Below are 26,269 nucleotides of genomic sequence, written 5' to 3'. Positions count from 1 at the left end.
AGATGGTTGTCTCCAAGGAACGAACGCGGGCTCCCGTGCAGGCTGAACCGGAGACCTCCAGCCCCCTCGTCTCCGTCGTACTCCCCTGCCTCAACGAGGAGGACGCGATAGGCGAATGCGTTGACGACATCTTCCGCGTGTTCGCCGCGAACGCCATCGATGGAGAGGTGGTCGTATGCGACAACGGGTCCAGCGATGCATCGGTTGCGATCGCCCAATCCCACGGGGCCCGCGTCGTTCATCAGCCCCGCAGGGGCTATGGCAATGCCTATTTGAAGGGCTTCACGCATGCCCGCGGCCGATACCTTGTCATGGCGGACGCCGACGGCACCTACGATTTCCGGCACATTCCGGACTTCCTTCGCGCCTTGACCGACGAAGGATATGATTTCGTCACCGGCAGCCGATATCTCGGCGGCGGTCATGCCGAGATAAAGAGCTTGCACCGCTGGTTCGGGAATCCTGCCCTGACGCGGATCCTGAACATGATGTTTCGCTCGCGGTTCACGGATGTCTATTGCGGTATGCGGGCGTTCAGCCGCGATGCCTATGAAACCGTGAAGCCCATGAATCGCGGCATGGAGTTCAATCTCGAGCTCGCCATCAATGCCGCCTTGTCCGGCCTCAAGATAAAGGAGATTCCGATCCGTCTGGGCGCTCGGAAAGGCATGTCGAAGCTGCGCACGTTCCGTGACGGCTGGCGCAGCCTGCGCATGATGCTGCTCTACTCTCCCAACAAGCTTTTCCTGTGGCCGGGCTTTCTCCTGATGGCGATGGGGTTTGGCCTTCATGCGGCGCTCGTTTTCGGTCTTCTGTATTTTGATGGCCGCCCCGCTTCGGCCGTGACCGGCGTCTTCGCGACCATTGCGAGCGTGGTCGGCTTTCAGACGTTGAGCCTGGGACTGCAGGCCAAGAGCTATTCGTGGAGCAGGCGCTTCGACCGGAACAACCGGCTCATCGCCCGATTCCATGCCCACTTCCGTCTGGAGAGGGCTCTCCTGCTAGGAGGCCTCGTCACGCTCGCCGGTATGACGATATTGGCGATCCTGGTCGGGGAGTGGATCCAGTCAGACCTGCTTCCCCTGCCCCGCCCGGAATGGGCCTCCCTCGGCGCGACCCTCACGATTATCGGGATCATGTCGCAATTCTCAGCCCTGCTGATCTCCGCGATGGCGGTTCAGCCCTACAATGAGGACGCACCTCCCCCGTCGGCGGACCTGCGGGTGTCGAGAGCGGAATCAACCAATCATTAGCCAAGCCACCCCGGCAATCAGGGCCCAGAGCAGGACCGTGACCCAAACGATGCCGTGAAACCGCATGTAAGCCGGAAATTTGTCGGCTTTCCCATCCGCATCGGCGGTCGCGGCATCGGCGAGGCCGTCTGGCGTGGCTACAAGGACTTCGGCCGGAGGCCCGGCGATGATGCTTTCGGCCCTGCCTAGGATGCCGGCGGCACTCGTGGTGTGGCCGAACCGAGGCCAGCGCACGGGGCTGCTAGAGACGATCGCCTGGAGATCGGCCTTTGAAATCGGTTCGTGGAACTGACAGCCGTAGAACGCGCCGCTGCTCCAGACTACATCGGCCACGGGTGCGGCGACGTCGGCAAAGTCGATCCCTATCTGGCTTCCGATCGGCAGGTCGGAGTCGATCTCGATCAGAAATCCGGTGCGCGAGACGTTGTGCACGCGTGCCGGCACGACATCCCCGGAGCCTTGATCGATCTCGGCATGGAACAGCAGCTTGTTTCGGTCCTCTCCGCGCTCGTCCTGGTCTTCGACTCCGATTATTCGTGCACGAGCGACCACCGCGACCTCCAGACCTGGGGTCCTGGATAATCGGTAAAAAATCCCTAACAACCTGTTAATCCACGCAGGTGCCCGAAGCCCCTTGCGACCTGCCTCGCCGGCCGCAGCGCCCGGTTGGCGCCGGACCCTGCCATGCATATGGGTCCATTCGCTCCTGGCGGTAGCAGCTATCGCAGGATGAAAATTGCCCCCCACCTAGAAAATGCCCCCGCGAGAATAACCTGGGTTATGCGAGCTGCCCTAGCATGCGGCCCGCATAGTTTCGATCCAGCCAGTCACGGTAACTTCCGTCCATTACGGAACGCCACCAATCCTCATTGTCAAGGTACCAGCGGATCGTATCGGCCAGCCCGGCCCGGAAGGTTTGCCGGGGCTTATATCCCAGAGCGGATCTGATCTTCCCGGCATCGATGGCATATCGCCGGTCATGCCCCGGTCGGTCCGTCACGTAGGACTTGAGCGCGCAGAAGCGCGCGCCACCGACCGGCGGCGCGTCAGGGAAACGCGCCTCAAGAGCAGGATCCACCGAGAACGCCTCTTCCATGGCGTCGCATATAGCGTCGACCACCGCCATGTTGGTCAGCTCCTCACTGCCACCGACATTGTAGGTTTCGCCTATCTCCCCGCGCATGAGCACCGTTTCGATAGCCCGGCAATGATCCTCTACGTGCAACCAATCCCGGACGTTCATCCCGTCGCCGTAGATTGGCAGCTTCCGCCCCGAGAGACAGTTGATGATGAACAGCGGAACCAGCTTCTCGGGAAATTGGTAGGGACCATAGTTGTTGGAACAGTTGGTGGTCGTCGTCGCGAGCCCGTATGTGCGGTTATAGGCCCGCACCAGATGATCGCTGGCGGCCTTGGAAGCGGAATATGGGGAATTCGGCGCGTAGGTGGAGGTTTCCAGGAAGGGCGGCTCGTCCGGACCGAGGCTGCCATAGACCTCGTCCGTCGAGATGTGGTGGAACCGGTGGGGCCGTCCGCCTCCCCGGTCGAGCCAAGCCGTCTTGGCTGCCTTCAGAAGGCTGTGCGTTCCATTGACGTTGGTCTCAAGGAATGCGTCGGGGCCATCGATGGATCGGTCCACGTGGCTCTCGGCGGCGAAGTGCACGATCGTGTCGATGTCATGGTCGTCGATCGTGGAAGCGACGAGGGCCGTCGAACGTATGTCGTCATGGACGAACAAAATGTCCTCGACCCCGCTCAAATTGGCGCGGTTGCCTGCATAGGTGAGCGCGTCGAGAACGACGATCGCGTCGTCAGGGTGATGTGCACGCCAGTAGCGAACGAAGTTGGCGCCGATGAAACCGGCCCCGCCGGTGACGAGGAGGTTAGCCAATTTCCTTCACCTCCTCGAGGACGTTCCTGAGCCCGACCCGCCAATGTTGCGGCGGGTCGCTCAGCCTGGGCCAGGTCTGCGATTTATCGAGCACCGAAAAAGACGGCCTCTCAGCCTTGGTTGGAAAGGCGGTGGTCGAGACAGGCACCACATCGGCCGGCGCCCCGAGCAAGCCGAGCGCGAAGGCCTCCTCGCTGACCGCGACCCCGAAGTCGTACCAGCTCGCCACTCCGGCGTCCGTGAAATGATGGATCCCTGAAGCCCCGCCCAACACCAGCTGCCAAAGCGCTCGTGCCAGCGACTCGGCGGAGGTCGGCGTTCCGACCTGATCGTCGACCACGCGCACGCTCCCCTGCTCCGTCATCAGGCGCAGCATCGTGGCCACGAAATTGCGTCCTCCGGCGGAATAGACCCAGGCCGTGCGAACGATGAGCGCATCCGGGTCTGCGGCGAGCACCTCCACCTCACCGAGGCGCTTGGACCGGCCATAGGCGCTCAAGGGGTTGGTCGGATCATCGGTTCGGTAAGGCCGGGACGCCTTGCCGTCGAAGACGAAATCGGTGGAGACGTGGATGAAACGGGCACCGCGCCGGCGCGCACATTGGGCGATCATGCCGGGCGCGGACCCGTTGATGACCGTCGCGGCGTCCTCCTGGCTCTCGGCAAGATCGACGGCCGTATACGCAGCCGCGTTGAAGACGACGTCCGGCCGCAACCGATCGATCGCGCCTGCCACCTGTGATGCCTCTCCGATGTCGCAATCCTGGCGCCGCAGCGGCGCCAATTCCGCCCCAGCCGGTGCGGCGCGCTCGAGAGCCTGTCCAACCTGGCCGCCGGCGCCGAGGATCAGAGCCTTCACGGAAAGACCTCAGCGCCGCAGAGCCTGGCTCCCTGTGCGTCCTTAGCCGAAAGAACAGGGCCCCCGATCTCCGCCAGCGGCCATTCGATGCCAACATCGTCGTCGTTCCACAACAAGGTTCGCTCATGCTCCGGCGCGTAATAGTCCGTGCACTTGTAAAGAACGTCGGTTCCGTCCTCCAGCACGAGGAATCCATGCGCAAAGCCGGGCGGGCACCAGAGCATGCGCATGTTCTGCGCCGACAGCTCGACTCCGACCCATTGGCCAAAGCCAGGGGACGATCGACGCAAGTCCACGACCACGTCGAATACGCGTCCCGCCACGACTCGGATGAGTTTCCCCTGCACCTGGGTAACTTGATAATGGAGGCCCCGCAGCACGCCCTTTGCCGACCGGCTATGATTGTCCTGCACGAAGCCAACCTCGAGCCCGGCCTCGGCAAACTCCCTCGCGTTCCACGACTCGAGAAAGAAGCCGCGGCAGTCGCCGATGACCTTTGGCTCGACGAGCTTCACCTCGGGGAGTGCCGTGTCGACCAGCTTCATCTCCGGCCGCCCTTCTCCATCATCGAGAGCAGATAATTGCCATAGCCGCTCTTGCAGAGCGGCTCCGCCAGTTTGACCAGTTGCTCGTCCGAAATGAAGCCCATTCGCCACGCGACTTCTTCCGGACAGCAGACCTTCAATCCCTGCCTGTCCTCGATGATCTTCGTGAACAGGGAGGCGTCCAGCAAGGAGGCGTGCGTGCCCGTATCGAGCCAGGCCAGTCCGGCCCCCATCACCTCGACCTGGAGCTCTCCTGCCTCGAGGTACAGTCGATTCACATCCGTGATCTCGAGCTCGCCCCGGGCCGAGGGGACGATCGAATGGGCATATTCGACGACGCGCTCGTCGTAGAAATAGAGGCCCGTCACCGCGAAATTGGATTTGGGCGAAGCGGGCTTTTCCTCGATCGACTGCGCCCGACCATTGGCATCGAAGTCGACCACGCCGTAGCGGTTCGGGTCCGACACATGATAACCGAACACGGTCGCGCCCGTTTTGCGTCCATTGGCTCGTCGGAGCAGGTTGGCCAATCCATGGCCGTAGAAGATATTGTCTCCCAGGATGAGCGCGCTCGGCCCGCCTGTGACGAACTCCGCCCCGATGTGGAAAGCCTGGGCGAGCCCGCCGGGGCTCGGTTGAACGGCATATTCGATCTCCAGGCCCCACTGCGAACCGTCGCCGAGCAGGCCGATAAACGCATCCTGATCGGCCGGCGTCGTGATGATGAGGATGTGACGGATTCCTGACAACATGAGGACCGACAAGGGATAGTAGATCATCGGCTTGTCATAGACCGGCATCAATTGCTTGCTGACGGTCTTGGTGATGGGATGCAGGCGGGTTCCCGCTCCGCCCGCGAGAATGATCCCCTTACGCATGCTCATGCTCGCCCCTTAATTGCTCAGATCCCTACGGACGCGACATCTCGCTCCCAACCTCGTTACACAGGGCGGCCGCTCGGCCCGGGCCTCACCTTGCGCACCCTAGCGGGAGGTCCCATTCCGCGAGGATCCATGATCGGTGGCGGACGACGTCAGAAGGCGCGCGGATGGACGAGCACGCGAACAGTCCTGAACAGGATGATGATGTCGCGCCATATCGACCAGCCGGACAGATATTCCAGATCGGCCTTCAAGCGGTCGGTGAGATCGCTCTTCTCCCGCGTCGCGCCGCGGAAACCGCGCACTTGCGCTAGGCCGGTGATCCCGGGCTTGCAGGCATGGCGATGCCAGTATCGATCGTCGACCTCCCAAAACAGCTTGTCTCCCGCCAATGATTGCAGTGCGTGCGGCCTCGGCCCCACGAGGCTCATCTCGCCCCGGACGACATTGATCAGTTGCGGCAGCTCGTCGATGCTGGCTTTCCGGAGCAGATGGCCCAGTCGAGTCACGCGGTCATCGTCCTCGCTCGTCGATCTCGCCCCGTCCGAGTCGCACGCATCGATTCGCATGCTCCTGAATTTCGTCATCAAGAACATGCGGTTACCCCGGCCCACTCTCTTCTGCAGGAAGAAGACCGGTCCGGGGCTATCGATCTTGATCAGGAACGCGACGAGCAGGAAAAGCGGCGCAAGGAAGACCAGCAACGGGACAGCCACGGACAGGTCCAGCGCGCGTTTCAGCGCCCTGCTTCGCAGATCCAACGGACCGCAGGAGACGGCCAGCGTGGCCCTGTCCCCGAGCTTTCCCACCCCTATGGCCCCCACCTGCTCGCATTCGAGCGAGAGCAACTCCCCCTGAATGTTCGTGCCCTTGAGAAGCAGGGCCCACTGGGCACGCCGTTGCGGAGCACAGGCGACCACGACGCGGTCGACATTCTCGAGCATTTGCCCAAGTCGATCGAGCATGAACGGATCGCGCGGATTAGGCGTGAGGCCGTGGTCCGCGGCGTTGAGGACCTGGGAGACCAGAGTCTCCGGATAGTAGGCGCCGTCGACGATGACGAGTTCGTTGACAGGGCTTGCATGCAAGGTCCGCCACCCAAGGTTCGCCATGACGAAGCGAAGCACGGCGATGGACCCGGCCGCGAGCACGATGCCGCCGACGAACACTATGCGAGAAAGATCTTCCGAAGCCTTGAGGAAGAAGGCGACGAGCAAAATGACCATGGCCGTTGCCGCGAGGCTGACAAGGGCGCGATAGATACCGAGCCTTGGCCGCCGGATCATGTCGAGTCCGTAAGCGTTCGTTTGGAAGGCAAGTAGCGAATAAAGCGGGATCATGATCAGCAGGAGGTCGACTGCATAGGGATCCCCAACATCGCCAAATGCCAGATAGCCGGTCAGCAAGAACCCAGCGATCAAGCTGATGCCGTCCGCGGCGTAGACCGTCGCATAGAAACGCAGCCGCAACATTTGCTTGGAGGGAAATAGTGGCCCCGGAAGGACCACATGCACCTGCCCGTGTGATCGGATCGCCTGCACGCGTGCTGTCGTCTCGGAGCGGGCCTGACAGACTTCCGCGCTCACACGATCCGTCACGCGTGCTCTCCCACTCTGCCATCCCACCAGCAGTGGCGCCACTTGGATATGAGTTGGACTATAGTCCGATTCTTGCGCGTCAGATAGTCAACAACGCGCCCCATCTTCGGTATTACTTATACAGGGACCGAACTGTCTCCGAACTGAACGGTAACGGACCAAGGGCGGGCGTGTTCCCCCCCGCTCGGAAGCCGTCCCGATTTAGGGCGCTGTCCACCTAGAGGGTGCGTCGCCCGTGGTCGGAGGCAGCTCGGCCGATGCGAGTCGCGCGCGCCGTCGGACGGAAGGGGGAGTGTCGCAGCTTACGAAGCGGGCTGGCCTATGACTCGATATGAGCATATTCCATGTCGGATCGAGCCCCTGATGGAGCGGCGATGAACGTGTGGAAGCCGGTTCCTTGAGCACGTTGCGGCCATATCACCCGTCAGGTGACCGAGCGCCGCACGCCTTTGCGTCTTTTGCATGGCTTCTGACGATCGTGGCGGGCGGCCTCTACGGGGCCGGCTGGGCACTCAGCTTTCCGGACCAGCTACTGCTGACAGTGCTGCCGCTGCTCGCGCTGGCGCTGCTGGTGATCTGGACGCTTCCGACCACAGCAAATCCGCCGGTGCGCGCACTGGAGGTGACCTTCTTCGCCTTCTTCGTGGGCTACATCATCTGGCCGAACTATTTGGCCTTTTCCTTGCCCGGCCTGCCCTGGATTACCCTAGGCCGCATCATTGCGGCGCCGCTGATGCTGCTCCTGCTCATCTGCATGTCGGTTTCGCCGGATTTCCGTCGGACCCTGAAAGAAACGCTGGCTGCGACGCCATGGATCGCCATTCCCTTTGCTGTCTTCGTCGCGCTTCAGCTCATCTCCCTCGGCTTGTCGCGAGACATCGTGAGCTCGAGCCAGAAATTCGTCGTAGCGCAGCTATATTGGACCGCCATTTTCATCACTGGGATCTACGTCTTCCGCAAGCCGGGCCGGATTACCCTCTGGTGCGTGCTCTTATGCGCCATGCTCATCCCGTTGGGCGTCTCTGGGCTGATCGAGTATTCGCGCGGCCAGGTTCCATGGGCGAACCACATTCCGTCGTTCCTCGCCATCGAAGACGAGTCGGTGGCGCGAATCCTTGGAGGAAAATCGAGGCTGGGGGACGAGGAGCAGCGCGTCCAGAGCACCTTCACGACCAGCCTCACCTATGCCGAATATATGGCGCTCGCGGTTCCATTCCTGCTCCATTTCATGATGGGCCCCTTCAAGCTGGGTGCCAGGATCGCATCGGCCGGTCTGCTGGTCTTCACCTTCTACATGATCCTGCTCACCGAATCCCGTCTCGGTGCTGTCGGATTCTTCATGTCGGGTTTGCTCTACGTCTTCTTCTGGGCCTGGCGGTTATGGATACGCGATCGCCAGACGCTGATCGCACCGGCAGTCGTGGTCGGCTATCCCGTTGCATTGGCGATGTTCATCTTCGCGAGCTTCCACTTCGGCCGCCTTCGAACCATGATTTGGGGCGGCGGCCAGCACCGTTCGAGCAATGATGCCCGCGTGGAGCAGTACAACATGGGCATGGATATCCTGACGAGAAATCCCTTCGGTCACGGCGTCGGACAAGGCGCGTCTACGCTTAACTTCCACAATGCGGCGGGCGTCGTAACCATCGACACCTACTACATGTCGATCGCGCTGGAATATGGCGTCCTGGGTTTCTTCATTTATTACGGGATGTTCCTGATCGCCATCTACAAGGGGGCGACCGTCTCCCTCAGGGATCGTGGCCAGGATCTCACGATGAGCTACGCCGTTCCGCTGTCGATCGCGTTGAGCGTGTTCGTCGTGATCAAATCGATATTGAGCCTCGAGGAAAACCACCCGGTGGTGTTCATGATACTCGCCATGCTCGTGGTCGTCCTGCATCGGGCCACGAATCCCGGCGAAGAAGGGGTGATGGGAAGGTTCGCCAAAGCCAAGGCGCAAGAAGGAACGTCCCGCTACCGGCGCCCGCTATTCGGGAGCTTCCGATCTCAGTAAATCAGGGCTGAAGCCATCCGGGCGGTCCGCGGCGGTTCATCAGGCCGGCCGACCAGCCTTGGAGAGCGTAGGCCATTTGCGCCCATGCTCCGCGTCGGCCGAACCGCGCCAATATTTGCGCGAACAGCGCAACGGCCACGATCGGCAGACGACCCGGATAATGGTCGCGCGTCAGGAGCATTTTGTTTCTCTCGTCCAGAAAGATCGGCAACTTCGGCCTTTGGCGCACGGAAACAGCGGCACCGGTCGTGGTTCCCTGCTTGTGCACGACCCTCGCGTCTGGCGCAAAACCAAGGCGCATCCCCTGCTTGATGCCTCGCAGGGCCCATTCGACCTCCTCGCAGTAGAGGAAATAATCCTCCCGCATCATCCCGACTTCGTCCACGAAACGCCTGCCGACGAGGATGGAAGCGCCGGAAACATAGGAGAGAAGCGCCTCCACTTGCCGGTGATCCTCGAGCCCCGCAACGTGCCGCGGTTCGAGCGTCTCCGGTCGAGCGAGCCATGTGCGCCATCGCCCGCCCAGCGAACGCACGCGTCCCTGCTCATCGAGCAGAATGCCGCCGACGAGGTCGCTGTCACCCTCCTCGAACCGATCGACGAGGCAACGAAGCGACTCGCGGTCCGGTCGCGTGTCGGGGTTTAGGATCCACCAGGCATCCGCCGTGCGACTCCGGCGGATGCAGGCGTTGACCCCTCCGGCATAGCCGAGATTGCCATCGGCGAGGATGATCGTCACCGGCTGCCCGCCAGGCATGACCCCGGGCAGCGTCTGCTGGAGTTCAGCGTGCGCCTCCGGGCCGCCATTTTCGCAGATCACGACCTCAAAGGAAGGGTAATCCAGCTCGGCCAGGGCTTCCAAGCATTCTCGAAGGTCAGGCGCATTGCGAAAACCGACGATGCAGATGGAGACGTGCATCAGGATTCCCGGCGCAAGAGCAGACGGTTTCCTTCGATAAACCGCCAGGCGCGGATCCGGAAGAGGATCGCAAGAGCCCCCAGCCTCGAACCGATGGTGGGAAGCCTTGGATCCATCATCACCTTCGGCAAATGGACCAGGGCGGAGAGCGGCGTGACCCAGGTGAGTATGAGCCAGCGCAGCGAACCTGCCGGCCGCGCGCGCTTCAGCTCGAATTGTTCGCTGGCGAGACGGCGCCATTTGTGTTTGAGCTCGAGCCAGTTTCGGCGCGCGGGATGTCCTACGATGGCTGCCGGCGCGTAAGCGATGCCGTATCCCATCGCTCTTGCCCGGTGCGACCATTCGACATCTTCCGAAACGCCGTTCCGAAATCCGCCTACGTCACGGAAGATCGTCGACCATACGAACATGTTGCCGGATCCGGTGAATCCCTTTTTCAGGATATAGTCCTCGAAGTTGAAGGCGAACACGCTCTCGAAGGCCTCGGTCGGTGTCGGTCTCGAGGGGTCGTCCACGAGCACCCGCACCTGCCCTCCCGCAATGTCGCTATTCGCGACGGCCGCCATGCCGGCCTCGAGCCATTCAGGATCAGGCACGCAGTCGGAATCCACGAAGGCGAGAATTTCGCCAGACGCCGCCGCCGCCGCTGCATTCCGGGCCATGCCTGCGCCTCGCTCGCTTGCGATCACCAGTTTCGCCCGGCCGGCAATGCATTCGGCCACCGCTGCTTCTCCGACCGGAGACCCGTTGTCGGCAACGATGATCTCGAAGTCGGTTGACGGGTAGGTCTGCTGCTTGAGCGCTGAGAGGCAGCGGTCCAAGCCCGCCAGATCCTGAAAGTGCGGAATGATGACAGTGACACGCACGACAAATGGAACTTAAGCAGCAATAACGCTGCCGCGACAAGGGGCGTTGATCGTCGCCTCTTCGACACATGTGCCATTAAGGACAAGATCTCGCCTCGGCAAAGACACGTAGTCCCGGGCCGTGTTATAGATCCGACTATTGCGCTGTCGATCGAGGATCGTTCCGCCATGGAAAAGACATTGATCGTGACCTGGTGGGAAGAGTTTCTGCGGTGGATGGGCATTGGACGGCCTCGCCAGCCCGAACGCCCGGCCGCCAAGGCGATTCCGCTTCCGCGCCCGCCTGAGCCCCAGAAGCAAGCGGCCGCAGGCCCGGGCTTCAGCGCGACGGCGGGAGACCAAATCCGCCCGGCACGAACGGCGGGACTCGACCGCGCGAGGGCGCGACTCCGCGACATTCTGACGCCTAGCCAGCCCGTCGTCGATCTACGGGCCTTCGCCGGCCGCAAGCAGACACTCGAGCGCCTCATCAGCGCGATCGAGGATCAGCGTCTTCACGTCGTCCTGTACGGCAGCCGGGGCATGGGCAAGACCTCGCTCCTCCACGTCATCTCCCAACGGGCGCGCGAGGCGCGATATCACGTGTTCTACGGGTCGTGCGGGATCGGCACGCAGTTCGGCGATCTCTTCCGCTCTATCCTGAGCGACATACCGTTGCGCTTCCATACGGACTTTGCCGGAGGCCAGGCGGAAGGCGGGCGGGTGCGTTCCCTCGCCGAGTCGCTGCCCGATGGCGATCTCACCCCCCGCCAGGTCAGCGATGTGCTGAGCAAGCTGACCGGCACGCGGATCATCATCATCATTGACGAGTTCGACCGCAGCGATCCCGGCGAGTTCCGCCAAAGCGTGGCCGATCTCATCAAGAGCCTTTCGGACCGGGCCGCCCGTGTCCAACTGCTGATCGCGGGCGTGGGAAGCAACCTCAGCGAACTGATCGAACATATCCCTTCGATCCAGCGCAACATACTGGGCATGCAGATCCCTCCGATGTCGGCTGGCGAAATGAACGAGTTGCTAGATATAGCCAGGCAGCAGATCGGCCTCACATTCGCCGACGAGGCCGCAAGCCTCATTACGGCGACGGCGCAGGGCTGGCCGTACGCGGCAAGCCTGATTTCGCACCATGCCGGCCTGGCGGCGCTCCGCCGGGGAACCCTGGACGTATCGCAAGAGGACGTCGTTACCGCCATCGGCGAGGCAGCCGAGGAGGTCGGGGGGCGCCTCCCCTCTACGGCCATTCGCGAGATCGACTATGCGCGGGCCAAGATCGGAGACAGCAGTCTCGCATCCGCGGCGATGACTCACATCGTGTGCGGAGGAGAATTTACCGCACGCAACCTGGCCGCGGTGACCGAGGCCGAAAGCACGACGGCCGCAGGCACGGCCGCGATCGATCAGCTTGCTTCGGAGGGCATACTCCTCGAAGCTAGGCAGGACCGGTTCGGCAAATCCTATCAGTTCCTCGACATTGCGGTGCCGCTTTATCTCTGGTTGGCCACCGCTCGAGACGCCTATCGGGGCCCAGGCGTCGCACGTGCCGATACCAGTTCAGTGCAAGCTCACGAGGCGTAGGGGGCGTGTCGCCTCCTCGCAAACCACAACGCAGGCCGACGGAACTCATCGCGTGACCGGACGATTGGCGCTAGCCGCCCGTTCTTTTGGACTCCGCCGCTCATGAACAGGTTCGATTCATACCGCGTGAGGGCTTTCCGGCTGTCAGGCGTGCGACTCGAGCTGGCGGTGGCATTCAGCATCAAGATCGCCGGCGCGGCCGTCGCCTTCCTGCTCAACTGGTTCATCGCCCGTCATTACGGTGCCGCGGGGGCCGGGCTGGTAGCGGCGGCGGTGACGACGACCGTCATGGTAGCGTCGTTTGCCGTGCTCGGGTTGGATAATGTCCTGGTCCGCGCCGTGGCGATCCATCAGCGACAAGGATCCCTCGACAGATCGAAAGCCGCGGTCAAGCGCGTCTTCGTCCTGGTGGGATCCCTTGCTCTCATTCTCGCGCTAGGGGTCCTTCTCGCGCGCAACCTGCTCTCGACGATCGTGGCGGACTCCCACGAAGCCGGCCCTTATTTCGCTCTCGCCGCGATTGCCGTGCCGGCGCTTGCGATCGCCAGAATCGCGTCGGCAGCCCTGCGCGGCTTGGGCAGGGTTCCGCTTTCCCAGTTCATAATCGGCCCGGTCGGGGCAAGCGCTGCGATCATTGCGCTTGCCCTGACGGTATTCGCCGGCGGCGCTCGCACGGCCGTGTGGGCCACGGCCTATCAGTCGATGGGGTGGGTTCTTGCCGCCGGGATCGGCGGCTATGCCCTCGTTCGGATGCTGAAGCCGGTCGGACGCTCGCCGGTCCCCGAGCCGATGCTGAAATCCGGGCTTCTGCTCTTTGCCGCCGGCATGAGCACCTATTTCCTGGAATGGTTGGCCGTCTTCACCGTCTCCGCCCATTATGGGCCCGCGGGCGCCGGCATATTCAGGATATCCTTCCAGATCGCGGGGCTTTTCACCCTCATCAACCTTGCGTTCCAGTCGATCATGGGTCCGCATTTTGCGGCGGACCTGCACGAGCGCAATTTCGGGAGAGTTGCCACGCTGGCGCGCAAATCGTCGCTCGCAATGGGAGCGTCGGGATTCCCGCTTCTGTTTCTGGTCATGATATGGCCGGAGCTCGTCCTCAGCTTCTTCGGCGCCGAGTTCCTGGTCGGCGCGTCGACCTTGCGTATTCTGGCTGCCGGCCAGTTCCTCAACCTTCTGCTCGGTCCGGTCGGCCTGATCATCATCATGGCGCGCCATGAGAAACTGAACCTAGCCTATAATCTCGGATCAAACGTCTTGGCCGCTGTTCTTTGCGTTCTCCTGACGCCGGTTTGGGGGGCGGAGGGAGCAGCCATCGCCTTGGCCGCGACCGCCCTCGTCCGCCGTATCGCCGCCGCGATCATCGTGCGCCGGGTGATCGGCGTGCGCCTGATCGGACGCAGCGCACGGCAAGATGCCTCGGAGACGGCAGCAAGCGAAGGCAGTGCGGCATGTTGATCCATCCTGGCTTCCACAAGACGGGCACGACCTTTCTGCAGAAGGCAGTCTTCAGCGACACTCGGCATTTTCGCAGCCTCTGGGCGCACGAAACCCTCGATGAGCTGGTCGTTCGCCCCCACGATCTCGAGTTCGATGCCGGGCCGGCCCAGAAGCTGGCGAGCGAGTTCCTCGATCAATCGCAGTCGGGGCGCTTGGACGTCCTGTCGTCCGAGATCCTCAGTGGCAATCCGCTTCTGGGTGCCCGGGACAGCGCCACCATCGCCCACCGGCTCAAGCTCATCTTCGGCGAAGCAAGGATAGTTCTTACCGTGAGAGCCCAGCGATCGATGCTGGCCTCCTTGTACATGCAGTATCTGAAGGCGGGTGGGACGCGGCATTTCGAGCAGTTCTACCGCCCCGAGCCGATCCCCGGCTATTTCGGCTTCGACGCCAAACATCTCGAATATTCGCGGGTGGCTGAGCTGTATGCCGAGCTTTTTTCCGCCCAAAGCGTGCTCGTGCTTCCCCAGGAGCTTCTCGCAGCGGACATGGGAGCATTCCTTGATCTGCTGTGGAAGCACGCGGCCGGGTCCGGAAGCTCCGTTCCCGATCTGTCGATCCCGGCGCGCCGGATCGGCAAGTCGCCGCCGGCTGCGGCCGCTCCCTTTTACCGCCTTGCCAATCATTTCTGGCAACGCTCGCTGGATTCGGGATGCCTCTTCGAGGCTCCGCTTCTCGCACGCTCGATCGTCGCCGTGGGGCACAGGCAGCGCCTCTTCTTCAGGCGCCAGGAAGAGAAGCTTTGGACGTTCATCGACAAGGCATTCAAGGGCCGTTTCGCCGACTCCAACCGGGCCCTGCAGCAATTCTGTCCCGTCGACCTGCGCGCCTTTGGTTACGAGCTGACGGACTGATCCAGTCGGCCACCGCTGCCCTGCTCGCGATAAGGGCACTCAATAGTCGTTGAGAATCGTCCCCACGATGCGGGCGTCGTTCTGCGCCAGTTCCGCAGCAAGCGTCTTAACGTCGTCGACGAAGGTGTGGTGGCAGCGCGCCACCACCAGGCTGACCATGGTGACAGCGGATATGAGGCGGCTGTCGGCGGACTTGTTCGCCGGAGGCGTATCCACGATCGTCAGGTCGTACTCGCGATAGGCAAGCTTCAGCAAATCTTTGAACCGGTTGCTCGACAGGAGTTCCTGAGGCTGGTCCGCCGCTCCCCCGGCGTAGAGTATCGAGAGATCCGGCTGAACGTCTTCCTGGATCACCGCCCGGGCATCGGCTTCCGACCTGAGATACTGCTGGAGGCCGGGCAGCGGCTCGGACGGAATGATCATGTCCTGGACGCCCGGCTCCCGCATGTCGGCATCGATCAGCAGAGTCCTAATACCCGCCTGAGCCGTGGCTACGGCCAGATTGACCGCGACGAAGGTCGACCCCGCCCCTCGGTTCGGGCCGCACACGGCCAGCATCAGCGGGTTGTCCGGGGAGACCTGGGAGATCAACTTCGTTCGAAGAGCTCGTATCGACTCGGCCTCCACTCCCGTGGGATCATGCAGCGCAATGACCTCCGGTATGGCGCTGAAGGATCCCGTAGCTTCGGCCGGAACATCGTCGAGTAGCATTACGTCACCTCACCACGTCGGTGGACGAGCATCGGCTGGCCGATGCAGGGTTTCATTGCTCCGGCGCCCGCAAGAGCGGGCGCCCAGGCCCACCTCCGGTGCCAGGTCCGATCACGACCGCCAGCAGCGGGGCTTCGACGGCGTCGTTGAGGTCTTTGACGGTCCGGACGCGACGCCCCAGCATCTCCGTGAGCAGCGCCAGCAGCACGCCCATCCCCAGACCGAACCCGAGAGCGCCAAGAATGATCAAGGGGCGGTTGGGGGAGATCGGCTTGGTGGGCAAAACCGCCCCGCCCAGCCGGGTGGCGCCCGTTTCGGTCACCTCGGCCTCCCTTCTGAATTCCGCGGCCCGGGTTGCGGCCCGGACATATTGCTCACGGCGCACATCGACCTGGGTTTGAAGCTGCCTCAGACGTTCCAGATTGCCTCGGTTGGCCATGACCCGCTGGCGCTGCTGGTCGAGCAACCGGTTCTGCGATGCCGTCATTGATCCACCCCCTCCCGCATTCGCTTGCTCGAGCGCGACCTGTCGCGCCAGCGCGGCGCGGCGCATCTGGAGTTCCTGCATCTCCGGGTGATTGGGCCCAAGCGTCCGCGAGGAGGAGGCAATGGCAGCGTCCACCTCGGCCAATTGCCCGGCGCTCGGAGCCACCGCTGCGGGATTGCTGACGGTCACCATCGGCGGCTGACCCGCCATCACCTGTAGGCGTAGCGTTTCGAGGTCGACGCCGCCTTCGAAAACGAGGCCGTTTGCACGCTCGAACCGAGTCTTTATCCGATCAGCGTTCGCAAGCTCGACGCGCGCCTGCTCGGCCTGTTCCCGATACCATTGTGAGGCAGCAAGCGCCCGCTGGCGCCGGAGCAGGACGCTCGCTTCCTCATAGGCTTCACGAACGGCGTCGGCGCCGGCCCGGGCGACTTGCGGCGACGGATCGGTATAGGCGATCTCGAGCACGTTGCTGCCGCCGACGACAAAAGCCGACGTGCTGTCGATGACCCGTTGAGCGAGCCAGCGTCGAAAATCCGTCGCGCGGGGTTCGCTGGCATATTCACGCTGAAGATTGGGATTGTCGAGCCAGCCGAGCTTCTCCACCGCCAGCCCGGCTACGCGGTAGTCACGGACCAATTCGGTTTGGGTCCCCATGAACCCCTTTGTCTGCGCGCTCGGGATCATCTCGCCCGTTATCGGGTCAGGATTGGAAGGCGAAAGCATGAGCCGGGAGCTTGCCTGATACTGGGGTGTCAGCGTGAGGCTGACGATGAACGCAGCAACAACTGCAGCAACGGTGCAGAGCACGATCATCAGACGCCGCGCCCAGAGGATCGCCAGGAATTGAAAGAGGCTCATGTGCTTGCGCTCCTTGCCGGGACTAGAAGAGCCGCTCTCTGACGAAAATGATATCGTCCGGGCGGATCTCCGTCCTGAGATCGCTAACGTTCATGACCTTGCCGTCGCGGACGATCCTGATCCGCTTGTGGGTCCCCGCGAGCGAGAGGCCGCCGCCGAGCGCCAGCGCCTTGCGCAGGTTCGGTTCGGACATGAGCGGGTATTCGCCTGGGCTGTTCACCTGCCCATAGATGTAGAACACCTCGGCCTCGGGAACGTAGAGCTTGTCACCCGGCGATACGACCGGGTCCTGAGCGGAATCGCCGATGGCGAGCGTCTCGATGGCGTAGCGCGCTTCCGGTCCGTTCTCCGGGCGCACGATGATATAGTCGGCGCTCCCCTCGCGGACGCCGCCGACGCGGGCGAGGATTTCAGAAAGCTTGTAGGCCCGGTCGACGGGGACCAGCCCGGGTTGCGAGACGGAGCCAAGAACCGTCACGTATCGGCTGGCATAGGAGACGACGTCCACGCTCACGACCGGATTGGGAAAGTAGCCTTCGCTGCGCAGCCGGTTGCCGACGAGTTCGCTCAGCCCGATCGGCGATTGGCCGGTGGCAGCAACCTCGCCGATAAGGGGGAGCAGAATGGCGCCATCCTCCCTCACCCGGGTTCGCGTATTAAAGTCTTCCCGGCCGAGGACCTTTACTTCGACGACATCTCCCGGTCCGAGGATATATTCCTGGATCGTTGCCGAGGGTTGTGCGGGCGCCGGGACGAACCCGACAAGGCTACCGCAGAAGAAGGTGAGTGCCGCCCCAATCGACTTCAAGGCCTTGTTCATGTGACCACTCCTGGTTCATCCGAACAACCACTTAGAAGTTATACCAAATCTCACGCTGGTGTAATCGAAAAGGGACAAGTCGGCGTCGCGCCGCTCCCACAGGACTTCAACCCCAAGGAAAATGCGGCTGCGAATGTTCGTCCGAACGCTCGCAAAGGCGCTGACGATGTCTTCCGTCGACGGCGACCCGGCGAAGTTCGGTCCGGCGAAGACGAACTCCCTCCGGCGTAGCGAGGTTCCGCTGGTCAGGACGGTAGACGAGGTCAGGTCGTACTGCAGGTCGGCCCTATAGGTCTCGGCCACGGAATAGCTGACGCCGACCCGGCTCGTCGGCCTGACGGCCCGTTCTGCAAAAAGGGTTCCCCGGAGCCGTCCCTCGGGCCGGATCCGCAATGTCGCGGCCAGTGTGAGACCGTTGAAATCCTCTATGATGGGATTGCTCCGATCCACCCAGGTGTAGGATACCTGCACGGAGCCGCGGACAAGGGAGCCCAGCTCGCGCGAGAACCGGCCGCCGACTTCCGTCGTCTGCACCTCATCCTGAACGGGAAGCCCCCCGACATCGATTTCGCGTTCCGGGAAGTTGATCGAGCCACGCGAGGCGAACACCACCGCCTCTCCGAGAGACGGTCGTGCATAGGCTAGAAAGCCCTCCACACGGTCATAGTCATAGTCAGCATCCTGCCGCGCCTCCCGGTCATTGCGGGCCGACTCGATCGACGCCCTCACCCCTGGGTAGAATCCGGCCGGCCTAGGACAACTCAATCCAGCTGACGCCGACCATTTGGTCATCGTATTATCCAGCGGGCCCGCGACGATGTCCTCGAACTCGGTCTGTCGGCGTTCGAAGCCGGCGTTCACGGAGGTATCGCACCTTCCCCAGTCGGAATTGAGCCCAGCCGTAGCGCTGAGCCGCTCGCGATCCAGTCGTGGGTTCCTGAGGTAAAAGTCGTAACCCAAGTTCGCGTTCGCAGAGGCCGTGTGGCGTCCACGGGGGAGGTTGAGAGTGATGCTCAAGGCCGGCGTGATTCGCAGGTCCTCGCGCTCGATGCCTCGTGCGGCTGCGGCTTCCTCGCTGACGCGCGCGATGTTGCTGTCGTAGAGAAGGTCTAGATTGACCGAATAGTTCAGCGGCACGGTCTGGGCAAAGGCCGCGCCATGCGATCCAGCAATTCCGAGCAAGCCGCAGGTCAATATGCCGTATCGAGCCACAAGCACCCCCATCCACAAAACGCGGCTCGCCCGGACTTCAGACTTTACCGCGCGTCACTCTCCAGATCGTTCCAAGGAAATTACGGCCTCTCTGCCAGAGTGACGCCTGCTCCGCGGCCGCCTTCACCTCCAGCCCATCAACCAAGGGGGCAGGATGGCGAGTGGCCCGAAGCGCAGCCATGCGCGCACCCACGACACTTTTTCGACGCGCCTGCGACGGCTGCATCAAAATGAGATCCTCGATCGGCAATTGAGACGCGTTGAGGTAACCAGATCTGAGCGCGGCATCGATCAACTCGTCTCCAACGGCTGTTCTGGTTATTACAAGACTACGGCCCTGCTCTTCCTTAAATACCGGATAGCCCTTCTCACTTCCATACCATGCATCGCCACAGGCGACATCCGCAACACCACCCACGGCGTCCGGACAGATCTTGCACCGGAATTGGACTTCTCTCGCCAGATATTCGCCCCAACTGCGTTCATAGCTCATCTCAGCTATCCGCCCGTCGTGGGTCCTGGCCCTCGCCTGACCGGGCCACCCCAAGCCACGATAGCGAAATTCCTTCAGATCGGATTCGGCGATCTGCATCTCCCGCAGGATCCCGCGCACCCCCGAGTCGCTCGGAATTCCGGCGCAGAAGAAGGAGAGCACAAGGGGTATCCGCTCGCGCAGGTCCTTATCCGAATTGCAGAGCAGTCTCAGCGCCGAGGCATCGCAGGGTTTTCCGACGAACGCCGCCCGCCCTTCCCCGCGCGCCAAATCCATTATCCGCTCGAGCGGCGATGAGGCCGCGTATCGAGAACCCGAGGCCTCGACGATCTCTTCCCTGCTGCGTGATATCTTGATGATGTTGCGCGTCGGCCTGTCAGGATCGGCCGTAACCTGGATGACATGATCGATGCGCCCTGTGTCGAGCGCCAACAGGAGCAATGCGCTCAAGGCGCCACCGGACGACGCCTGATGCCGGAGTTCTTCGTCGGCCGAGTGACCCGTGAGGACCTGGCGACAGGGGCCCCATAGCGGGTCGACGATGGGCGCATCATGCCACGGCGCGACGACAGAGCCGGGACAGGCGGCGGCAATCAGCCTGTCCGTCGCCGGACTGACCGGGGGCGCGGGTGCAGGGCGGTTATAGCCCGACTCGGCAACCTCCATCTGTCCGCCCGCGAGCGAGGCGCAGAGGCCGCAGCCGCTGCACAGGCCGGCACGCACGACGCGGTCGGCGGTGTCGGAGCCCGCTCGCAGCATCATCCGCCGATCATTCCGAACAGCTTCCTGAGCTCCGCACGATACACGGAGAGGAAGCTGTCGACTCGTGAGGCCGCGTCGGCGATCTCCTGCTTGATCTCCGCCCGCGCGTCGAAAGAACCAAGAATGTAGCCGAGTGCTTCGTCGGTGCCCATGCCCTGCGCCCGAACCAGTCTCCCATAGCCGAGTGTGCCGAACAGTCCGTCGAATTTGCGGCTGTAGGCGATCGGAATAACGGGAACCCCGGCCGAAAACGCGCCGATGCAGGCGTGCATCCGCGCGCCCACGACAAGATCCAGCCCGGACATATAGGACTTCGCCTCGGAGGGGCCGGCGAAATGCGGCGCCTTGATCGTATCCGGATATTGCCGCGCGATCTCGTCGCAGACGGTGCTGTCGTCATCCTCGGGAGTTTCGGGAGAGCGGACATGCGCAATCAAATGAACTTCCGCGCCCTTGTCGTCGAGCATTTTTCGGATCAGCGACTGGGTCAGTTCGACATAGTCGTAATCGAGGCCGAAACGGTTCACTCCGGCCTGGGCATCACGATAGAGAAGGCCGGATACGTTGATGCCGATGGCCGGCCTCGCCCGCGCCGCCCCGCTCCACGGCGCATAAGGCAGGGCGAAGGCGACATCGGTCGCAAGCCCGTTGCACCCGCCCGGGCAGATGCTTTGCGCCGCCGAGAGGGATTGGCGGTCGCGCGCCAGCACCGAAACGGCTCGATTGAGCGCGATCCGCGCCAGCCCTTTATACAGCGGAGACGTAAAGGGCCCGATCGTCTGCGGAGCCAGAAGGAGCGGCTTGTCGGCCATCACCGTCATGAGCTTGCTGGTGCACAGATAGGTGAAACGCTTGGCGCCATATATTTCGGCGAAGCTGTCTCCTGCCCCGATATCGATGACGCAATCCTGAGCGCGGATGCACGCCCAAAGTCCACGCGGATTGATCAACGATCCGGACGTCACGTCGAAAACCTGGAGGTCGCTCGCCTCTTCCGTCGGCGAGGCCGGATCGCGCATCCCGATCAATGTGAAATGCGGTTCGAAGCCGAGTTCCTGCGCGACCTCCCGGACGATCTGCATATTGGCCAAGGTAAGCGCGACGACGCCAAGATTTCCCGACCGCAAAGAGTGCCAGAGAAGGCCGACCCTGACAGGCGGAAGGGGCAACTCTGGTCCTCCGTTCAGCAACTATTGTCGAAGGGCGCCAGATCCACGTGCGGCCGTTAGAGCTGACCTGCCCCGGTCGACGACTATTGTCGACCGGCGCCTCGCTCTTGGGCGGTCGCCATAAGAGGCTTGCGAGCTCGGCAAATCACTAAGCAAGAAAAGAGTTTACTTCTCAAGGAAGTGGCAGCGCACACCGGGCGTGTCAATGAAGAAGAAAGCGGTCGGAGACGCTCCGCACGCGTTTGTTCAGGAGCGGCACAGCTCCGCGGGAGCAATTGTGCCTTTCGTGCGATTCAACCTATTAAAAAGGTGATTGCCAGGGAGGAAAAAGGGGTGAGCGAGTATCGCACCCGGCGAATTCTTGCGATCGCCTCGGGAGGCGGACACTGGGAGCAGCTTTTGATACTCCAGCCGGCGTTCAGCGGCTGCGACGTTCATTACGCGACTACGCTCGAAGGGCTGGCCGACCATTCTCGCTTGTCGAACGCCCATCTCATCCCGGACTGCAATCGTGATGAGAAGCTGCGGATACTTTATTCGGCTTTTTCGCTGTTCCGCCTGCTGATGAGGATAAGGCCCGACATCGTCGTGACCACAGGCGCGCTTCCGGGTCTTCTCGCCTTGATGATCGCCAGGAGGTTCGGAATCCGGACGGTCTGGATCGACAGCATCGCCAACGCAGAAGAGATGTCCCTCGCGGGGCAGACGGCAGGTCGGCACAGTGACCTTTGGCTCTCGCAGTGGCCGGACGTCGCTCGGGCGGCCGGAGCGGACTATTCAGGCGCCGTCTTGTGATCTTCGCGACCGTCGGGACGCAGCTACCCTTTCCCCGCCTCGTCGATGCATTGTCTAGAGCCGCCGAGAGGCATCGGCTCGATATTGTCGCGCAGACGGCAGACGCTTCCTGCTCGGCGCCGCATATCCGTCACCAGGCCTTCTTCGCTCCCGCCGAGTTCGCCGACCTCGCCACTATGGCGTCGGTGATCGTCGGGCATGCGGGGATCGGCACCATCATCACGGCGCAAACCCGATCCAAACCCGTGATCCTCTACCCTCGCCGGGCGGCGCTGGGCGAGCACAGAAACGATCACCAAATGGCGACCGCGCGCGCGCTTGCGGGGATTGAAGGCATCTATGTGGCGATGGATGACCAGGAGCTCGAAAACTACCTCGTCCGAACGGATCTGGTCCCTGCCTGCATGAGCGAAACGTGCCAGCGAAGGGACCAGTTGGTGGATCGACTGAAGTCGTTCATCCACGAACAACGGTAAGGCGTCACCGCCGAACTAAAGGAACTTTCGTTTAATCCGCCTCACGATCAATCCCGGCCGACTTGCAGCACGCCGAATCAAGAGCAAATTGTCCTTGACGACTCCAAGGCTGTTGAACGGGACGTCGAGGGCTTCCGGCCAGGAGTCCCGTATCGCCTCCCTGATCCACCGCTCGTCGCGCCGCCAGTCGGGAGGGAGCATAAGCATCCCGGTGAAGATCCTCCGGGAGACGAGCGGATAGACGCGGCGCGGTTTCAGCGTGGAATAGGCCTGGACCGCGGCCCAGCAACTGACGCGCAACTCCAGATAGGCCAGATCCAACTGCAGCAGCGGATCGAAGTCTTCCACGGTCTGGTGCCATTGACTGACGGCGGTGTCCACGGCGGTCGCCCGCGGGAGGGCCATCCTCGATACGATATCGGCTGCCGTGAGCCGGCGCGTCGAATCATCCTTTGGCCTCCAGAAGAAGCCGCGGCCAACCTCGCCGGCGACTCCGCCCACCAGATGGGCGTCGGCGGAAAGCTTCTTCAAAGTCGCATGCGAATAACGGCCTTCCCCCGCGCAATATCCGGACCGGGCCACCCATTCCATCGCCTCATCATCCGATGCGACGGCGAATTCATGGGTATCCAGCTTGACGCCCAACCGCCTGGCCAAGGCCTGGGCCAGCAATAGGTCACGATCGCCCTCGGTCTTGAAGAAGCATACGAACCTGACTCGGTCGGCGATGTCCCGACAAACCGATAGAATGAGCCTGGTTTCGTAGCCGCCCGTCAGGGCCAGAAAGAGGTCTCCGGCTCCCAGATAAGGCGCAACATTGCGCCGTATCTCCTGTCCGATCTCTCTGATGACCCGATGCGGGTCTGGATCCGCTTCGATCTGCCGCAGCGGCCAATGCCGGTGAGGAAGCCAGGTATCGAGATCCAGATAGAAGTTGGGCAGCAGCCGATTCAGTCCGTGGTGGGCCGTCAGTCCGGCCGGAAACCAGCCATCCCTGAATATTCCCAATGTCTCGAAGAGATCCCGATCGAATCTCTCCTCGAACTCATCGGGGCTGAGAATAGCGGCGGCCGTGGACCCGGCCGCTCGCTTCGAGCTGTCGTAGACGACCGGCAGCATCCCACCGGCGTCCAGGTAAATGCGGTTGCCGTGGGCACAACTGAGGACGAATATGTGCCGCCCCGAATATCGATAGACATTCCGTTCGATCCACGGATCGATTGAGGAGACGTCGTTCGGCCCCTCCTGCACGAAGTCACGATCGAGGACGGCTCCGACGGAGTTGTCGACGACATCTCCCAGGAAAAGCCCGATCGTCGCTCCCTGCGGATCAAGGACTCTGACGACATCGAGCTCTCCGTGCGTCCGGACGCGAACGCCACCCGCCAGCGCCAACTCCGCCGTGAATTTCTCCCCGCTTTCATGGTTCGCTCCTTGGGAAGGGGCGATGATGGCGAACTGCCCATCGATGCAGGTCGGATATTTGATCATACCAGGCAGCCTTTCGGGCAGCGGGACTTGAGCGGAAGCCGACTCGAAGATGTCCGACGCAAAAAGGGGCCAGCCACAACCGTCCTATTCCTTGAATTAACTGATGTCGTGCAGCCGGCCAAGGACCAAGCAACGTCTTCCCACTGGCAACGGCACAGCTGCGGCTCCCGACAAAGCTGGTCAGGACTGGCTCATCCGAGTTATCTATCGTGTAGCGTCCGTACGGACTCGCGATCGTCTACTGCCGATTTCAAATGAGAGGGCCAGTGACCGATCCACTTCTACAGGAGTGACCCGTGAGGCGGCTTTTCATCCTCGCCGCGTCTCTGATACTCGCCCTTTTCGCAGGAGCAGGGCTTCTTGCAGCCCTCAACAGTCGGAATTCTTCCCCGGCCTATTACGTCGATTACGACAAAGGAGACGATGCCAACTCCGGTCGCAGCCGGGACTCGGCCTGGAAGCACGCGCCCGGTGACGCTCGCGCCCAGGGAAGGGCTGCAAAGACGACGCTCCGACCCGGAGACCAAGTCATTTTCGCGGCCGGCGTTCGCTACCGGAGCAGCATCACGCCGCGCGCAAATGGCACGACCGATGAGCCAATCGTCTTTTCGGGAGAAGCGGGGAGGCCTGCCGTGGTGGACGGGAGCGATCCTGCTGCGGAGGTCCGGCGCTGCCGGAGCCGCTCCGAGTGCGGAAACGCCGCGCAGTGGCAGCGGCTAAGCCGCATCACATTCCGTCAGCCTCTGGGCGAGAACGCGGCCCTCTTCACCAATCAGGGACCGCTCTACCCGGCACAGTGGCCCAATCCCGCCGACTTCTTCTACAGGGACGAAGAGGAGAATTTCTTCACGACCGACGGCACCCGGCTGGGCGAGGGTGTCGCGGAACTTCCGAACGCGGCCGCCAAAGCCATATCCGGCGCCGGCAACGCGACGCTCGCCTTGTGGGTGAAACCCAACCGGGTCGTCTACCGACCCGTCACTCGGCTCGAGGGGAATCACGCCCGCTTCGATCCGGCCAAGCTTCAGTTCTACACCGACCGGCCTTCGCGGCTAGCCTTGCGCGGCCACCCCAATCTCATCGATCAGCCGAAGGAGTTTGCGATCCTTCCCGACCGCCGGACGGCCGTTGCATGGCTCCCCGGCGGAACAACCGGCATCTCGGCGGCTTCCGGTCGCCAGGGTTTCGACCTGTCCGGCAGTTCCAACATCGTAATTCGCAACCTGACTTTCGAGAATATGGCCGACGACGGACACCGCGTCAGATCCGGGATTGCCATTGGCAGTCGGGATCTCGGGGCTTCAGGGATCAGGATAGAGAAGAATCGCTTCGCGAATATGGTCATGCCGCTCGGTCAGGGCGTCATAGACCTCATGAACGCCCGGGACGTAGCGATCGACGCCAACGCGATTGACGGCATATCCCTCGGCTCCGGAATACGGATATCCGGGCGGTCGGGAAATATTCGCGTCACTAACAACGCTTTGTCGAAGATCGGCCGAACCGGCATCATGCTGATGGGGACGGACGGAGCGGTCGTCACCGGGAACGTGATAGAGGATGTCAGGGGTGTCCATGGAAACGGCTTTTCCGCCTATTCGAACAGCCGCAACATCGAGTTCGCTTTCAATACCGTAACCAATGCGAAGCAGGCGGCAACGCTTCGCAAGAGCGAAAACATCCGGATCGCCAACAACTTCCTGTCGGGCACAAGCGGCGCGATCGGGGTCCTCGTGAGCTGGGGCAATAACCGCAACCTGACGGTGAGCCGAAATATCATCTTCGGCGGACGCAACGCGTTGCGCCTGTCATCGCACGATGTGGGCGTGGAAATTTCGGCCAATATCATCGACGGCTGGGTCACCACCGGCGGGACCTCCAGCGGCTGGGAGGTGCATGGCAACGCGTTCACGCGATTGAGTCATCAGCAAAAGCGGCAAGTGGACGGCGGTTGGCAGGCGGAGTCGCTGCGCGCTGTGGTCGCGTCGCTTGGAAACGGGCGGCCGCCTGCTGCCATATGCAATGTCATCAACCGCCCGGGCGCTGTCGCGAATGATCGACGAGGCGGACGGATCGGCGCACGGCTGGCTTGCGAGTGAACAGCCTTAATTGCGGATAGATCGTCGAGTCCTCCTCAAAAAGGGCAAGAGCGGACCCGCCGAGCTACTGATCGATGTTAAATGATTGTGAGTCGACATCCGCCAGTCTGGAGTCGACCTCCTTCCGGCGATAAA

At 62.4% G+C, this 26,269-nt stretch carries 23 protein-coding genes; 8 read left to right on the top strand and 15 right to left on the bottom strand.

Annotated features, from left to right (window positions below; translation table 11 throughout):
• The first annotated feature begins 2 nt into the window (after positions 1-2).
• Entirely contained in the window at positions 3-1,253 is a 1,251-nt protein-coding gene (locus DF286_RS11655; protein ID WP_109271589.1) for a glycosyltransferase family 2 protein, read from the top strand.
• On the opposite strand, the gene DF286_RS11650 is transcribed toward DF286_RS11655, so the two are convergent.
• The 6 genes from DF286_RS11650 to DF286_RS11625 form a co-directional block, all read right to left on the bottom strand.
• Entirely contained in the window at positions 1,239-1,805 is a 567-nt protein-coding gene (locus tag DF286_RS11650; protein ID WP_158274679.1) for a PilZ domain-containing protein, read from the bottom strand. The two genes, DF286_RS11655 and DF286_RS11650, sit on opposite strands and share 15 nt — an antisense overlap.
• Before the next feature lie 226 nt (positions 1,806-2,031).
• Positions 2,032-3,144, bottom strand: coding sequence for a dTDP-glucose 4,6-dehydratase (rfbB, locus tag DF286_RS11645; protein ID WP_109271587.1), 1,113 nt, complete (start codon positions 3,142-3,144; stop codon positions 2,032-2,034).
• Positions 3,137-4,003, bottom strand: coding sequence for a dTDP-4-dehydrorhamnose reductase (gene rfbD, locus DF286_RS11640; RefSeq protein WP_109271586.1), 867 nt, complete (start codon positions 4,001-4,003; stop codon positions 3,137-3,139). Before rfbD ends, rfbB begins: the two co-directional genes overlap by 8 nt.
• On the bottom strand, positions 4,000-4,548 hold the full coding sequence (gene rfbC, locus DF286_RS11635; protein ID WP_109271585.1) for a dTDP-4-dehydrorhamnose 3,5-epimerase: 549 nt from the start codon (positions 4,546-4,548) through the stop codon (positions 4,000-4,002). Before rfbC ends, rfbD begins: the two co-directional genes overlap by 4 nt.
• Complete coding sequence (gene rfbA / locus DF286_RS11630) at positions 4,545-5,426, bottom strand: glucose-1-phosphate thymidylyltransferase RfbA (RefSeq protein WP_109272160.1); 882 nt, start codon at positions 5,424-5,426, stop codon at positions 4,545-4,547. The genes rfbC and rfbA overlap by 4 nt, the downstream gene beginning before the upstream one ends.
• Before the next feature lie 155 nt (positions 5,427-5,581).
• A complete protein-coding gene (locus DF286_RS11625) occupies positions 5,582-7,027 on the bottom strand; it encodes a sugar transferase (protein WP_243444812.1) in 1,446 nt (481 codons plus the stop codon).
• Positions 7,028-7,505: 478 nt separating this feature from the next.
• On the opposite strand from DF286_RS11625, the gene DF286_RS11620 reads away from it, so the two are divergent.
• Entirely contained in the window at positions 7,506-9,044 is a 1,539-nt protein-coding gene (locus DF286_RS11620) for an O-antigen ligase family protein (protein WP_109271583.1), read from the top strand.
• A gap of 1 nt (position 9,045) precedes the next feature.
• On the opposite strand, the gene DF286_RS11615 is transcribed toward DF286_RS11620, so the two are convergent.
• Positions 9,046-9,963: a glycosyltransferase gene (locus tag DF286_RS11615; RefSeq protein WP_109271582.1), complete on the bottom strand. Its 918-nt coding sequence runs from the start codon at positions 9,961-9,963 to the stop codon at positions 9,046-9,048.
• Positions 9,963-10,829, bottom strand: coding sequence for a glycosyltransferase family 2 protein (locus DF286_RS11610; RefSeq protein WP_109271581.1), 867 nt, complete (start codon positions 10,827-10,829; stop codon positions 9,963-9,965). Before DF286_RS11610 ends, DF286_RS11615 begins: the two co-directional genes overlap by 1 nt.
• A 186-nt stretch (positions 10,830-11,015) precedes the next feature.
• Here DF286_RS11610 and DF286_RS11605 point away from each other — a divergent pair, with 186 nt between their 5' ends.
• The 3 genes from DF286_RS11605 (at position 11,016) to DF286_RS11595 (ending at position 14,758) form a co-directional block, all read left to right on the top strand.
• Positions 11,016-12,401 carry an ATP-binding protein gene (locus DF286_RS11605; protein WP_243444877.1) on the top strand — a complete coding sequence of 462 codons (1,386 nt, stop codon included), beginning with the start codon at positions 11,016-11,018 and terminating at the stop codon, positions 12,399-12,401.
• A 168-nt stretch (positions 12,402-12,569) separates the two neighbouring features.
• Positions 12,570-13,862, top strand: coding sequence for a lipopolysaccharide biosynthesis protein (locus DF286_RS11600; protein WP_158274677.1), 1,293 nt, complete (start codon positions 12,570-12,572; stop codon positions 13,860-13,862).
• Positions 13,856-14,758, top strand: coding sequence for a hypothetical protein (locus DF286_RS11595; RefSeq protein ID WP_109271578.1), 903 nt, complete (start codon positions 13,856-13,858; stop codon positions 14,756-14,758). Before DF286_RS11600 ends, DF286_RS11595 begins: the two co-directional genes overlap by 7 nt.
• Before the next feature lie 39 nt (positions 14,759-14,797).
• Here DF286_RS11595 and DF286_RS11590 read toward each other — a convergent pair whose 3' ends face one another.
• From DF286_RS11590 to DF286_RS11565, 6 genes are all read right to left on the bottom strand, one after another.
• The gene (locus DF286_RS11590) at positions 14,798-15,469 is read right to left on the bottom strand and encodes a CpsD/CapB family tyrosine-protein kinase (RefSeq protein WP_109271577.1); all 672 of its coding nucleotides are present in this window, start codon (positions 15,467-15,469) and stop codon (positions 14,798-14,800) included.
• Positions 15,470-15,521: 52 nt separating this feature from the next.
• Positions 15,522-16,817 carry a Wzz/FepE/Etk N-terminal domain-containing protein gene (locus DF286_RS11585; protein ID WP_109271576.1) on the bottom strand — a complete coding sequence of 432 codons (1,296 nt, stop codon included), beginning with the start codon at positions 16,815-16,817 and terminating at the stop codon, positions 15,522-15,524.
• A 22-nt stretch (positions 16,818-16,839) separates the two neighbouring features.
• The gene (locus DF286_RS11580; protein ID WP_109271575.1) at positions 16,840-17,637 is read right to left on the bottom strand and encodes a polysaccharide biosynthesis/export family protein; all 798 of its coding nucleotides are present in this window, start codon (positions 17,635-17,637) and stop codon (positions 16,840-16,842) included.
• A 15-nt stretch (positions 17,638-17,652) separates the two neighbouring features.
• Positions 17,653-18,819, bottom strand: a complete 1,167-nt coding sequence (locus tag DF286_RS11575; protein ID WP_158274676.1) for an outer membrane beta-barrel protein — start codon at positions 18,817-18,819, stop codon at positions 17,653-17,655.
• A 67-nt stretch (positions 18,820-18,886) separates the two neighbouring features.
• A complete protein-coding gene (locus DF286_RS11570) occupies positions 18,887-20,104 on the bottom strand; it encodes a Coenzyme F420 hydrogenase/dehydrogenase, beta subunit C-terminal domain (protein WP_109271573.1) in 1,218 nt (405 codons plus the stop codon).
• Positions 20,101-21,231, bottom strand: a complete 1,131-nt coding sequence (locus DF286_RS11565) for a polysaccharide pyruvyl transferase family protein (RefSeq protein WP_146193608.1) — start codon at positions 21,229-21,231, stop codon at positions 20,101-20,103. Before DF286_RS11565 ends, DF286_RS11570 begins: the two co-directional genes overlap by 4 nt.
• Positions 21,232-21,453: 222 nt before the next feature.
• Here DF286_RS11565 and DF286_RS11560 point away from each other — a divergent pair, with 222 nt between their 5' ends.
• Both DF286_RS11560 and DF286_RS11555 read left to right on the top strand, forming a co-directional pair.
• A complete protein-coding gene (locus DF286_RS11560) occupies positions 21,454-22,068 on the top strand; it encodes a hypothetical protein (RefSeq protein WP_207790029.1) in 615 nt (204 codons plus the stop codon).
• A complete protein-coding gene (locus tag DF286_RS11555; protein WP_158274675.1) occupies positions 22,065-22,544 on the top strand; it encodes a glycosyltransferase in 480 nt (159 codons plus the stop codon). Before DF286_RS11560 ends, DF286_RS11555 begins: the two co-directional genes overlap by 4 nt.
• A gap of 15 nt (positions 22,545-22,559) precedes the next feature.
• Here DF286_RS11555 and DF286_RS11550 read toward each other — a convergent pair whose 3' ends face one another.
• Positions 22,560-24,035, bottom strand: a complete 1,476-nt coding sequence (locus tag DF286_RS11550; protein ID WP_109271570.1) for a hypothetical protein — start codon at positions 24,033-24,035, stop codon at positions 22,560-22,562.
• A 296-nt stretch (positions 24,036-24,331) separates the two neighbouring features.
• Between DF286_RS11550 and DF286_RS11545 the strand changes: the two genes are divergently transcribed.
• On the top strand, positions 24,332-26,134 hold the full coding sequence (locus tag DF286_RS11545) for a right-handed parallel beta-helix repeat-containing protein (RefSeq protein ID WP_109271569.1): 1,803 nt from the start codon (positions 24,332-24,334) through the stop codon (positions 26,132-26,134).
• Positions 26,135-26,269: the final 135 nt, after the last annotated feature.

The sequence above is a fragment of the Sphingosinicella humi genome (assembly GCF_003129465.1).
Taxonomy (GTDB): Bacteria; Pseudomonadota; Alphaproteobacteria; order Sphingomonadales; family Sphingomonadaceae; genus Allosphingosinicella; species Allosphingosinicella humi.
Note: the sequence above shows the minus strand (reverse complement) of the source record. Positions and strands in the feature narration are given on the sequence as shown.

Coding starts and splice junctions, on each gene's coding strand:
- DF286_RS11655 (WP_109271589.1), top strand. CDS start 3: ATGGTTGTCTCCAAGGAACGAACGCGGGCTCCCGTGCAGGCTGAACCG.
- rfbC (WP_109271585.1), bottom strand. CDS start 4,548: ATGAAGCTGGTCGACACGGCACTCCCCGAGGTGAAGCTCGTCGAGCCA.
- rfbA (WP_109272160.1), bottom strand. CDS start 5,426: ATGCGTAAGGGGATCATTCTCGCGGGCGGAGCGGGAACCCGCCTGCAT.
- DF286_RS11615 (WP_109271582.1), bottom strand. CDS start 9,963: ATGCACGTCTCCATCTGCATCGTCGGTTTTCGCAATGCGCCTGACCTT.
- DF286_RS11595 (WP_109271578.1), top strand. CDS start 13,856: ATGTTGATCCATCCTGGCTTCCACAAGACGGGCACGACCTTTCTGCAG.
- DF286_RS11590 (WP_109271577.1), bottom strand. CDS start 15,469: ATGCTACTCGACGATGTTCCGGCCGAAGCTACGGGATCCTTCAGCGCC.
- DF286_RS11585 (WP_109271576.1), bottom strand. CDS start 16,817: ATGAGCCTCTTTCAATTCCTGGCGATCCTCTGGGCGCGGCGTCTGATG.
- DF286_RS11580 (WP_109271575.1), bottom strand. CDS start 17,637: ATGAACAAGGCCTTGAAGTCGATTGGGGCGGCACTCACCTTCTTCTGC.
- DF286_RS11570 (WP_109271573.1), bottom strand. CDS start 20,104: ATGATGCTGCGAGCGGGCTCCGACACCGCCGACCGCGTCGTGCGTGCC.
- DF286_RS11550 (WP_109271570.1), bottom strand. CDS start 24,035: ATGATCAAATATCCGACCTGCATCGATGGGCAGTTCGCCATCATCGCC.